Source organism: Neoluteolibacter marinus (assembly GCF_014904755.1).
GTDB lineage: Bacteria > Verrucomicrobiota > Verrucomicrobiia > Verrucomicrobiales > Akkermansiaceae > Haloferula > Haloferula marina.
In genome coordinates this window covers 1-12445 of record NZ_JACZFQ010000005.1, presented here as the reverse complement: position 1 = coordinate 12445, position 12445 = coordinate 1, and the positions used below count along the sequence as shown (strand labels likewise).

Annotated in this window: 5 protein-coding genes; 3 read left to right on the top strand and 2 right to left on the bottom strand. The window is 67.5% G+C overall.

Annotated features, from left to right (window positions below; genetic code table 11):
* Both IG178_RS01195 and IG178_RS01190 read left to right on the top strand, forming a co-directional pair.
* A partial coding sequence (locus IG178_RS01195) for an autotransporter-associated beta strand repeat-containing protein (RefSeq protein WP_193210662.1) occupies positions 1-2481 on the top strand: 2481 nt, incomplete at its 5' end.
* 81 nt (positions 2482-2562) lie between these two features.
* Positions 2563-8922 (top strand): SUMF1/EgtB/PvdO family nonheme iron enzyme, encoded by a 6360-nt coding sequence (locus IG178_RS01190; RefSeq protein WP_193210661.1) that lies wholly within the window; start codon positions 2563-2565, stop codon positions 8920-8922.
* Positions 8923-8925: 3 nt separating this feature from the next.
* Here IG178_RS01190 and IG178_RS01185 read toward each other — a convergent pair whose 3' ends face one another.
* Both IG178_RS01185 and IG178_RS01180 read right to left on the bottom strand, forming a co-directional pair.
* Entirely contained in the window at positions 8926-9909 is a 984-nt protein-coding gene (locus IG178_RS01185; protein WP_193210660.1) for a HupE/UreJ family protein, read from the bottom strand.
* Positions 9906-10724 carry a peptidylprolyl isomerase gene (locus IG178_RS01180; RefSeq protein WP_193210659.1) on the bottom strand — a complete coding sequence of 273 codons (819 nt, stop codon included), beginning with the start codon at positions 10722-10724 and terminating at the stop codon, positions 9906-9908. The genes IG178_RS01185 and IG178_RS01180 overlap by 4 nt, the downstream gene beginning before the upstream one ends.
* Positions 10725-10849: 125 nt before the next feature.
* Between IG178_RS01180 and IG178_RS01175 the strand changes: the two genes are divergently transcribed.
* Positions 10850-12385: a xylulokinase gene (locus tag IG178_RS01175; protein ID WP_193210658.1), complete on the top strand. Its 1536-nt coding sequence runs from the start codon at positions 10850-10852 to the stop codon at positions 12383-12385.
* Positions 12386-12445: the final 60 nt, after the last annotated feature.

The following is a 12445-nucleotide window of genomic DNA, read 5'->3' as shown; positions in this document are numbered from 1 at the left end:
GACTTCACCGACGGCGCCGCCGACAACGGCAACTTCACCGGCATCTTCGAGTTCAGCGGCGGCGGTGACGGCGACTATTTCATCCGCAAGCAGGGCACCACCGAGCTCGGCGTCGCGGCCGTCGGTTACGTCGGTGGCGCCGGCACCTTCCAAGCCGATACCTGGTACCGCCTCGTCTACACCGTCGATTCCGGCGGAATCGGCCGCAGCACCTATCTCAACGGTTCGCTGATCGGCAACAACAACAGCAACAACACCCTCGACTACACCCGCGGTTCGCTCAACACGACCTTCGGCGTCTTCCAGGACGACACCCTCGGCGAGCAGTCGCGGGTCATCGTCTCGACCATCGCCCTCTACGACGACCGACTGACGCCGGAAGAAGTCACCTTCCTCAGCACGCCCGGCAACTCGCTGGTCCTGCCGGAACCGGCCGAGCTCACCTGGACCGGCGCGACCAGCGGCGAATGGAGCCAGAACCCCCTGACCAGCCCCAAAAACTGGGTGCGTAGTAGCGACGGAACCACCGAGGACGATTTCGAAGACCTCGACGTGGTCCTCTTCGACGACAGCTCGTCCGTGACCACCGTCGACATCAGCAACGGCGACGTCCAGCCGGCCGGCGTGACCTTCGACACCACGACCAACAACTACACTCTGACCGGTAGCAATGGCATCACCGGTGCCACCGGCATCCTGATCGACGGCGAGGCCAACCTGCGGATCGAGAACGCCAACAGCCACAGCGGCGACACCGACCACGTCACCTTCGGCGACCTCGTCCTCGCCCACCCGCAGGCGCTCCAGAACAGCCGCCTCATCACCTACGAGGGCAACAACTACGTCTTCGACGGCATCACCAGCGTCAAGCTGGGCGGGCTCGAGGGCAACGGCGACATCGTCCTTGAGAACAGCAGCTCCGCTCCGCTGACAATGACCGTCGGTAACAACAACACCGCTGCCAACCACACGGCCGGGATCTCCGGCTCCGGCTCCTTCGTCAAGGCCAGCGGCGGCCTGCAGACGCTCTCCGGCATCAACAGCTACAGCGGCGGCACCACGGTGAGCGGCGGCGTCCTTTGCGCCGGCGACATCTCTGCTTTCGGCAGCGGTTCAGTGACCGCCGACAGCACCGTCGAGTTCGCGATCGCGGACGGCTTGGAGTCCACGGTCAGCAATGACTTCACCCTCGGCGGCGGCACCGGCATCGTGCGCATGTTCGGCTCCTTCGCCTCCGGCCACGGCGCCCCCACCCCCGGCACCGTCACCCGCCTGACCGGCAAGATCAGCGGCGGTTCGGTCGACCGGACCTTCCGCTTCGGCGACACTAACATCGCCTTCGAGCACGACAACGTCATCATCCTCGACAATCCGGCCAACGACTTCGTCGGCCTGATGCAGCAGTGGCGTGCGGTGCTCGCCTTCACCAGCGACGGCGCCCTCGGCGACCCGGAGAACGACATCCTGATCGACTGCGCCAACTACAACGGCGGCCTGCGCTTCGCGGCGGACAGCACCCTCGGCTCAACCCGCACCATCACCCTCGCCAGCAGCGAGGTGATCAGCAGCGGCACCTTCACCGGTGCCATCGACGGACCGGTCACCGGTGCCGGCAACCTGCGCAAGCTCGGCGAGGGCACCCTCATCCTCAACCATGCCGCCAACGACTACGCCGGCGTCACCCAAGTCAACGAGGGCACGCTCCAGATCGACGGCACGCTCGCGGCCGGCGGCACGGTAACGGTCGACGAGTTCGGCACCCTCGGCGGCAACGGCACGATCGAACGCGCGGTTTCGGTGATCGGGACGCTGTCCCCCGGCGCCTCGGTCGGCACTTTGAATGTCGGCAGCACCACGCTCGGCGGCACCTTCATGGTCGAGATCGACGGTCTCAACGGCGACCAACTCGTGGTCAACGGCGACCTCGACCTGAGCGGCGCCGTGCTCGACGTGGTGGTCCTCGGCGGCGGCTTCACGGAAGCATCCTATGTCATCGGCACCTACAGCGGCGCTTTGACAGGCAGCTTCGCCAGCGTGACGCCCGGCTACTCGGTCACCGCCGCCGGCGGCCAGATCGTGCTGCAGGAAGGCAGCGCCTCCGGCTTCGACACCTGGGCCTCGGCCAAGGGTGTCAGCGGCTTCGAGGACGACAGTGACGGCGACGGCCTTGCCAACGGGATCGAGTTCGTCATTGGCGGCGAGCCGGCCGCAGGCGCCGGATCCGATAGCAGCGGCCTGCTGCCCACCGTCAGCTACGACGCCGGCACCGACGAGCTCGTCTTCGTCTTCCGCCGCATGCCGGAGGCCGCCTACCTCAACCCCGGCGCGGAGTACAACACCAGCCTGGACGGCACCTGGACCACGGCACCCGCGGGTTCGGTGATCGGCACCGACGGCGATGCCGAACTGGTCGAGGTCCGCCTCGCCTCCAGCCTCGCCATTGACGGCAAGTTGTTCTGCCGCCTCGCCGTGAGCCAGTAAGCGCGCCCCAAGAAACAGCCTCCCCCGGGCGGTCCACCTTCGCGGTGGGCCGCCCTCTTTTTCGACTTTGTTACGACCCCGATGATCCTCTTGCCCAAGCTCCCGCCCCTGCTTCTTCTCTTCGCCAGCCCATTGGCCACGGCCGCCAATCTCGTCGGCAGCTGGGAGTTTGGAAATGCCTCCAACCTCGGTGAAGCAAGCACCGGAGCCGCGCTCAAGCTGAATGGCAGCATCACCGCCGCCACCGGTCTCGACGGCAGCGACGGCGCAGCCGACGTCTCGCGAGGAGCCTATCTCACCGTCACCAACCCCATCGGCGCGAATGGCTCGGGCAGCCCTTCACGCAGCAACCGGTTCACCATCGTCGTCGACTTCAAGATCCCCGATTTCACCGACGGCGGCGCCGACAACGGCAACTTCACCGGTCTCTTCGAGTTCAGCGGCGGTGGCGACGGCGACTACTTCATCCGCAAGCAAGGCACCACCGAACTCGGCGTCGCGGCCGTCGGCTACGCGGGTGCGTCCGGGACCTTCCGGGCCGACACCTGGTACCGCCTCGTCTACACCGTCGACTCCGGCGGAAGCGGCCGCAGCACCTACCTCGATGGCACCCTGGTCGGCACCCACAACGCCAACAACACCCTCGACTACGCCCGCGGTTCACTCGGCACCAGCTTCGGCGTTTTCCAGGACGACACGCTCTCGGAGCAATCGCGCGCCATCGTCAGCACCATCGCCCTTTTCGATGGCCCCCTCAGCGCCCCCGAAGTCGCCGCGCTCGGCTCCGCCGGCAATCCGCTGGCCGCAGGCAACCAGGCGCCGGCGATCAGCGAAGGCGCCAGCATTCCCCTGATCGCGGACTACAACGGGCCCGCCGTCGAACTGGATCTCCACGCCACCGACGCCGAGTCCGACGCGGTGACCTGGAGCATCGCCAGCCCACCGGCGATCGGCAGCGCCTCGATCCTCAGCCAGTCCTCGGCCACCTGCACCCTGTCCTTCACCCCCGCCGCCGGACAAAGCGGCATCGATCCTTTCGTCGTCCGCGCCAGCGATGCGGAAGGCTTCAGTGAGATCACGGTCAACGCCGCCATCGTCGACGCACCCGCCGATCCCAAGATCTTCTATCAGGAGAACTTCGACGATGCCCTGCTCCTGCCCGAAGTGACCACCAGCGGCCAGCGGCGCATGCCGGCGGGTGACAACACCCCGGTTTGGAACAACGCCGACGATGCCGGGCTCGGCCTCAGCCGCGGTCCCGACCTGTTCCTCAACAGCACCGCCAGCCGGGTGGTTGAGTTCGAGGGCTTCAACCTGATGCGCACCGACTTCTGGCGCAACGGCGACGACCAGGGCCGCAGCACCGCCTTTGCCCCGGGCGCGAATGTCATCGCGGTCGCCGACAGCGACGAGTTCCCCGACGCGGGCGGCGGCTCGATCGAGGACGAGTTCAACGTTTTCCTGCGCAGTCCCGTGTTCCAGATCCCCGACGATCCCACGTCGGAGTCGATGGAACTCTCCTTCCTCTCGAGCTTCCGCCGCGAGGAAAACGAGACTTCCCGGGTCCTGGTTTATTACGACGGAAGCAGTACCCCGTCCGTGACCCTCGACGTGCCCGGCAGCGGCGCCGCCGCGGCCTCGGTGGTCCGCTTCTCCTGGGCCGAACTCGGCTCACCCGCTCCCGGCAGCCTGATGCAACTCGAGTTCGCCCACGAGGACGCCGACAACAACTGGTGGTGGGCGATCGACGAGGTCTTCGTCGGCATCCCGAACCAGGCCCCCCTCATCGACGAGGCACCCGTGCTTTCCGCTGGCGTCGCAATGGGCTCGTCGCTGCTACTCGACTTCCACGCCAGCGACCCCGACGGCGACCCACTGACCTGGGGCATCGGCAGTGCGCCGGCTCACGGCAGTGCCTCGATCCAATCCTCGGACACCAGCAACTGCAGCATCCTCTACACCCCTCAAGCCGCCTACACCGGCACCGACAGTTTCGAGGTCACCGTCACCGACGGCACCAGCGTCACGACGGTCACCGTCAACCTCAGCATCACCAACACCCCGCCGGTGATCCTCGAAGGCGAGACCTACCAACTCGCCGCCACCACCAATGGCGGCCCGCGCACGGCCACCTTCACCGCCACCGACCCGAACGGCAACCCGCTGGCCTGGAGCATCGGCAGCGCCAGCCACGGCACGGCCACGATCATCAGCTCGGACAGCGGAAGCTGCACCGTCAGCTACACCCCGGACACCGGCTACTCCGGCGCCGACAGTTTCACCGTCGAGGTCAGCGACGGCCTCGCCAGCGACCGCATCACCGTCCAGGTCAATGTCACCGACCCGACCGCCGACCCGGTGCTCACCATCGTGTCCCCGGTGGGCACCAGCAACCCGGCAGCCGGCAGCTACCCGCATCCCGCCGGCACCTCGCTCAGCCCCACGGCCAGCAACGAGCTCGGCAGCGACACCCGTCACCTCTGCACCGGTTGGACAATGAGCGGCGACGGCCCCGCCTCCGGCACCGGCAATTCGTTCACCTTCACCCTCACCCGCGACTCGACCCTCACCTGGCGGTGGCGCACCGAGCATCGCGTCGAGACCGCGGTCAGTGGCAATGGCAGCATCGACCTCGAGTCCGGCTGGCAGGACGCCTCACGCCCCCTCCAGATCACCGCCACAGCGGATCCCGGCCACCACTTCGCCGGCTGGACCGGCGACACCACCGGCTGCGTATCCGGCGGCAGCACCATCGTGCTGCCGATGGACCGCGCCTACGGGACCATTACCGCGCAGTTCGTGGCCGATGAGAACTTCTCGGTCATCGCCCTGCCCGACACCCAGAACTACACCAGCCTCTCCTCGCCCGCCGACACCTTCACCCGCCAGACCCAGTGGGTGCTCGACAACCGCGAGACGCTCAACATCCGCTTCCTCACCCACCTCGGCGACATCGTCAACTCGCCCACCAGCACCTCGCAGTGGACCCGCGCGACCGACGCGATGAACCTACTCAACCACGAGCTCGCCTACGGCACCTGCCCGGGCAACCACGACATCGGCTCGCGCGACCAACCCGGCAGCGGCACACCGTCGGACTACCTGATCCGCTTCGGCCCGAATCCCACCCACGCGTCTTCGGTCGGCCGCTGGACCGATCCCGACACCAGCCAGGTCTACGATTGGTATCGTGGTTCATCGCCTCGCGGCTACAGCTCCTACCAGATCGTCCCGGTCGGCGGCCGCGAGTTCCTGTTCCTCCATCTCGACCACGACTGCCCGGACGAGGACATGGCCTGGGCCGCCTCGGTGCTCAGCGCGCACCCGCGCACGCTGACGATGATCACCACCCACAACTACCTCGCGGAAACCGGCGGCACCGGCTTCTTCGGCACCGGCACCGGCGAGCGCGGCTACACCGCCCAGCCGAACGTCAGCATCGGCCCCGACCGCAACCGGCCGGAGGAGATTTTCAACGCCCTGGTGAAGCCCTTCAACCAAGTCTACATGGTGATCTGCGGACACATGTTCGCGATCTACAACCTCGAGAAGACCAACGATGCCGGCAATCCGGTGCACGAGGTGCTCTGCGACTACCAGTCGCTCCCCAATGGCGGCAACGGCTTCCTGCGGATCATGGAGTTCCGCCCCGGGGAGAACCGCATCCTCAACACCACCTACTCGCCAACCCTCGGCCGCTACATCGATCCCAACCTGCCGGCCGACCGCCAGGGCATGCTCGACCTGCACGATCCGAACGGCGGCGAGTTCGAGCTCGGCCTCGACTTCGAGCACCGCTTCGACAGCACCCTGACCATCGCCTCGGCCTATCCCGATGTCACCCCGGCGCCCGGCCCCCATCGCATCGCCGATGGCTCGCCGGTGGTGGTTTCCGCCGACGTCCAGCTCCTGGGCAACACCCGCGAACGCCCGGTCGGCTGGACCCTGACCGGTGCGCAATCCCTGTCCGGCACCGGTGGAACCGCGACCTTCACCCACGAGGGAAATGCCACGCTCAGCTGGAGCTGGGCCACCGAGCACTACCTCGAAACCTCGGTCACCGGCAACGGCATCGTCAGTGTGCCGAGCGGCTGGCAGAGTGCCGGCGCCTCGGTCCCGATCCTCGCCCAGCCGGACCCCGGCGCGAGCTTCCTCGCCTGGTCGGGCGACATCGACGGCTGCAGCATCGACGGCGAACGCATCACCGTGCCGATGGACCGCCCGCGCGGCCCGGTGACGGCCACCTTCAGCTCGGCCGTGCCGTCCTTCGCGGTGACCGTGGTTTCCGACTACGCCTCCTCGCCCGCCGCCGCCACTTACACCTACGAGCAAGGCAGCGAGGTCACCTTCTCGGCACCCGACACCACCGGCTCCGGCAGCCGCCACCGTTCCACCGGCTACTCACTCTCCGGCGCGCTGAACGGCAGCGGCACGGAGAATTCGGTCACGCTCACGATCACCGGCGACTTTACCCTGACCTGGAATTGGGCCACCGAATACCAGGTCCTCGCCGCCGCCAGTGGTCCGGGCTCGGTCAGCCCGACTTCGACCTGGGTGCCAGCCGGCGACCCGCTGGTGCTGACGGCCACCCCGGATGAAGGCGCGGCCTTCACCTCGTGGAGCGGCGACATTGCCGACGGCTCGGCCGCGGGCTCGACCTTCACCTTGTCATCGGTCGATCGCCCGATCGACACGATCACCGCGAATTTCGCGCTCGGCATGCACACGCTGACGATCGTCTCGGCGCAGGACAGCGTCATGCCGCCGCCGGGATCGATCAGCCTGCCGGTCGGCAGCCTTGTCGAGTTCTCGGCCCTGCCATCCCTTGCCGGCATGACCCGCGAGGTCGCGGCTGGCTGGACGCTGACCGGAGCTACCAGTAACTCGGGCACTACCGACACCGGGACCTTCACCCTCAACGGCGACACCACCCTGACCTGGAGCTGGGACAGCGAAGTCTACCTGGAACTCGCCGCGGGACTCGAAGGTCGCATCCAGGCATTGGATGCCGCCGGCTGGAAAGCGCTCGGGTCGAGCGTGGATCTCAACGCGGTTCCGGCCGCCGGCTTCTCCTTTGTCCGCTGGACCGGCGATGTGCCGGCCGACAGCACCTCGCCCGCGCTGACCCTGACGATGGACCAACCGCGGATTGTCGCCGCCGACCTCACCCCGGCCGCGACCGCCGCCGGCACCCCGCATTGGTGGCTCGACGCCCACGCCACGGTCATCGGCGGCGACTACGAGGCCGCCGAGCTCAGCGACTCGGACGGCGACGGCCAAATCGCCCGCGACGAGTTCGTCGCTGGCACCGACGACCTCGATCCCGCCCGCCGATTCCAGGTCGAGACCCTCGCCCACGGCAACCCGCTGGTGCTGGCATGGCAGTCGGACATTCACCGCAACTACGTCATCCGCAGTAGTCCGGATCTCGCCAGCCCCTTCGGCAACCCGACCGATCCGGTCGCCGGTAATTGGCCGCTGACCTCCTTCGAGATCCCGCTCGGCAACGAAAGCCGGCGCTTCTTCCAGGTCGAGGCCTTGCTTGCTCCCGGCACCGCTCTCGACGGCGACTCGCCCGCCCTTTCGCCGGCCCCCGCCCCGGGCAGCCTGCTGCGCGAGATGCGCCGGGTGCCCGCCGGCTGGTTCACGCTCGGTGACGACGGCGGCGTGCAGACCAGCGCTCCGGCTCACCTGGCCTACGTGCCGGCCTTCGACATGGATCGCTTCGAGGTCACCCGCGCCGAGTGGGAGACGGTCGTCACCTGGGCCACTGCCCATGGCTACGACCTGCCCTACACGCTGCGCTACGACGTCCCCGGGGATCATCCGACCGTCGCGGTGTCGTGGTACGATGCGGTGAAATGGTGCAACGCCCGCTCCGAGATGGAAGGCCGTGTTCCCGCCTACCGCACCGATGTCGGCGGCGCCACCGTCTACCGGACCGGCTCGATCGACCTCACCGCCGCCCAGGTCAACTGGTCCGGCAACGGCTACCGCCTGCCGACCGAGGCCGAATGGGAACGCGCCTCGCGTGGCGGTCTCGAAGGCAAGCCCTACCCTTGGGGTGATGCCGACGCGCTGCTGCTCGCCAACCACTGGAATTACGAACTGGAGGTCGGCGTCGCGCCCTCGGAGGAGTATCCCTACACCACCGCGGTCGGCCTTTTCGGCGAAGCGGCCGAGAACGCCTACGGCCTGCACGACATGGTCGGCAACGCCTGGGAGTGGACCTGGGACCGCATGGACTACTACAGCGCCGAGCCGCAGATCCAGCCGCGCGGTCCCGACCAGGGCGAGTTCCGCGTGCTGCGCGGCGGCTCGTGGTGGAACTACGTCGACCAGGCGACCAACTCACAGCGCCTCGCCTACCCGCCTGCCGGAAACGACGACTACGGCATGCTCGGCTTCCGCTGCGTCCGCGGGCTTCACCCGAACGAGTAAGCGTCAGGAGAACATCGCGATCGTCCGCTCGAAGAACCAGAACATCGCCAGCGATCCCGCGGCCGTCGCCGACCAGCCGATGAGCCGCTTGCCGCCGCCGAGCCCCCATCGCCGCCAGGCCCAGGCGATGGCCAGCACCGGCGCGACAAAGACCAACTGCCCCACCTCGACCCCGAGATTGAAGAACCCCAAGGCCAGCGGCAGTTCCGCCGCCGGAAGCCCGAGTTCCCGCAACGCCCCGGCCAGTCCCATCCCGTGAAGCAGGCCGAACCCAAAGGCCACCGCCACCGGCCGGGCATGCACCGACGCATCGCCGGAGCGCAGCACTTCCGAGGCGAGAAAGGCGATGCTCAATGCGATCAGCGCCTCAACCAGGGTCGGCTCCAGCGGTGACCAGCCGTAACTTACCAGCGCCAACATCACACTGTGCGCCACGGTGAACGAGGTGATCGCCAGCACCAGCGGCCCCACCCCGCGCACCAGCATCAGCAGGCAGGCGATGAACAGCAGGTGGTCCCAACCGGTCAGGATATGTTCCGCCCCCATCCGCACATAGCGCCCGGCGGCTTCGGCCGAGCCCCCGGTGCCGCTGCTCAGCTCACCGATCCGCAATTCGATCCCATCCGGGCCGGCGCGAAAGTATTGACGGTGCGTTTCACCGTTCCGCCAGAAGGCCTCGACCATCACCCCGTCGCGACGCCAGGGCAGCCGCACCACATCACCGGATTCCAGGGGGCCTCCATCGACCGTGGTGAAGATCAGCTTCACCAAGCCGGCCGGCAGCTCGGGTTCTTCCTCCCAAGCCCCCCGTTCGGGAAGCACGGGCGATGCCTGCGATTCGGGACTCCCCGGCGGAGCCAGGTAGCGGAGCTGGTATCGCGCATCCCCGAGTTCCTCGAAGCGCAGCTTCATCACACCGACATCGTGGGCCGCCAGCGGGAGCAAGCCGGCCATCCACACCACCAGAACCAGAAGCAAGGACTTCATCGACCGGAGACGTCCTCGGGCAGGACGATTTGGTAGTTCTTCTTCCACTCGTCCACCCGCGCCGAAACCGCCGCATCCTTGGTCGCTTTCAACCACTGGCTGGTCAGCGCCGGCTTCACCTCTTCGAAGTCCATCTCCCGCGCCTCGTGGCGTTGGGTAACCTTCACGAAATGCACCCCGCGGGCCGAATGGAGTGGCCCGACCCACTCGCCGGACGGGCTCGATTCAAGCTGCTCCACGAAGTCCTCGCCGAACAATTTCCGCAGCTGCGGCAACCAGGTCAGCGGCAGCGGATTCGCCAGCTTCACGGCGGGATCCCCGGCGACCTTCTCGCCCGCCTTCAGCCGCTCCAATGTGCCTTGCGGGAGCGCCGCGGCGGCGGCAAACGAGACATGCTCGAACGCAATCTGCCCGGGCAGCTGATAGGCCTCGCCATGCTGGCGGCGAAACTCCTTCAGCTCCTCGTCCGTCGGGTCGCCCAGCACCGGCTCGATCGATTCGCGCAGGATCGCCGCCAACAAGCCCTTCACCCGTGGATCCTCGACATGCCCCTCCTTCACCGCCTCGCGATAGAGGATTTCCTGCTCGATCTGGTGCTTCACCAGGGCCTGCTTCTCCGCCTCGTCCGGCCATTGCCCGCTGCGCCGCTCGTAGTCCCGCTGCAGCGAATCCAGCCACTCGCCGGTCAACTCGATCCGCGGTTTCGAATGCGCCAGCCAAGCCCGGTGGGCTCCCAGCATCAGCGCTCCGATCAACGCGAAGCGCAGCATCGGGGAACTCCCCGCAATCCGCCATTTCCCCTTGCCGCTCGACATGGCGGAGCATCGCCCGGAGCCCGCCCGCAAGTCTAGTTCCCGATCCGGAAAACAACGCCTTGCCGTCGCAATCATGCCGCTCTTCGGGCTCGCTTCCGGACTTCGCTTGGGCTTTTCAATCCCTCATGTTCCTCGGACTCGATTCTTCAACCCAGTCGCTCTCCGCTCTCGTCATCGATCCCGCCAGTGGCGAAATCGTCCGCGAGGTGTCGGTGAATTTCGGCGCCGACCTGCCCGCCTACAAGTCGCCCAGCGGATTCATTCCCGGCGGCAAGAACGGCGAGGTACACGCCGATCCGCGGATGTGGATGGAGGCCATCGACCTGGTCTTTGAGAAGCTCGCCGACGGCTTCGACCTCGGCAGCATCGAGGCCGTCGCCTGCTCCGGCCAGCAACACGGGTCGCTCTACTTCGACGACACCCTCGAAGCCCGGCTCGGCTCGTTGAAGGCGGCCGAATCCCTCGAGGGCCAGCTTTCCGGCGCGCTCACCCGTGCCACCGCGCCGATCTGGATGGACACCTCCACCGGTGAGGAATGCGCCGAGATCACCGCCGCGGTGGGCGGCAACGCCGAGGTCTGCCGCCGGTCGGGATCGATCGCCATCGAACGCTTCACCGGCCCGCAGATCCGCCGCTTCTTCAAGCTCGACCCCGCGGCCTACGAAAAGACCGCCGTCATCCACCTCGTCAGCTCCTTCGTCGGCTCGGTGCTGGCCGGCAAGTCGATCGCCATCGACCACGGCGACGGCGCCGGCATGAACCTGCTCAACCTGCAGTCGCTCGACTGGGACGACGCGCTGCTCGAAGCAACCGCGCCCGGCCTGCGCGCCAAGCTGCCGGCCGCGGCTCCCGGCACCACCATCGCCGGCTTCGTGGCGGAATACTTCGTCGAAAAATACGGCCTCAACCGCGACTGCCAGGTGGTGCTCTCGACCGGCGACAACCCGTCCTCGCTGGTCGGCATGGGCGCGACTACCCCGGGCACCATTGTCATCTCGCTCGGCACCTCCGACACCTTCTTCGCCGCCATGGAAAAGCCGGTCACCGACCCGCAGGGCTTCGGCCACGTCTTCGGCAATCCGGCCGGCGGCTTCATGTCGCTGATCTGCTTCCGCAACGGCTCGCTGTCGCGCGAAGCGCTGCGCGACGAGCTCGGGCTCGACTGGTCGGCCTTCGACCGCGACGGCCTCGCCAAGACCCCGGCCGGCAACGAAGGCAAGCTGATGCTGCCCTTCTTCGGTCCTGAAATCACTCCGCGCCGCGACTTCGACGCCCCGGTCCGTAACTTCCCCGCCGATGCGCCGGCGGCCGAACAGGTCCGAGCCCTGCTCGAGGGCCAGTTCCTCAACATGCGCCTGCACAGCCAGTGGATCGGCGAGAAGGCCGAACTCATCCGCCTCACCGGCGGCGCCTCGCAGAACGATGGCATCGCCCAGCTGGTCGCCGACATTTTCCAGGCCCCGGTCGAGCGATTCGCCATCGCCAACGGCGCCGGCCTGGGTGCCGCCCTGCGCGCCGCCCACGCCTGCGGCCACGATCTCGACACCCTGCAGGAAGCCTTTTGCAAGCCCGCCGCCGGTTCCCGCCTTGAGCCCGCGGAGGACACTGCCGACACCTACGCCAGCGCCCTCGCCGGCTATCAGGCGCTGCTTTCGGCATAGACCTTTGCTCCGAAAAGCCTGATATTCCGGCTATGAATGGTATCAGGCTGATCCTCCTGT

Bases quoted from the DNA above. Each gene is read 5' to 3' on its own strand.
- IG178_RS01190 (WP_193210661.1), top strand. From the start codon at position 2,563: ATGATCCTCTTGCCCAAGCTCCCGCCCCTGCTTCTTCTCTTCGCCAGC.
- IG178_RS01185 (WP_193210660.1), bottom strand. From the start codon at position 9,909: ATGAAGTCCTTGCTTCTGGTTCTGGTGGTGTGGATGGCCGGCTTGCTC.
- IG178_RS01180 (WP_193210659.1), bottom strand. From the start codon at position 10,724: ATGTCGAGCGGCAAGGGGAAATGGCGGATTGCGGGGAGTTCCCCGATG.
- IG178_RS01175 (WP_193210658.1), top strand. From the start codon at position 10,850: ATGTTCCTCGGACTCGATTCTTCAACCCAGTCGCTCTCCGCTCTCGTC.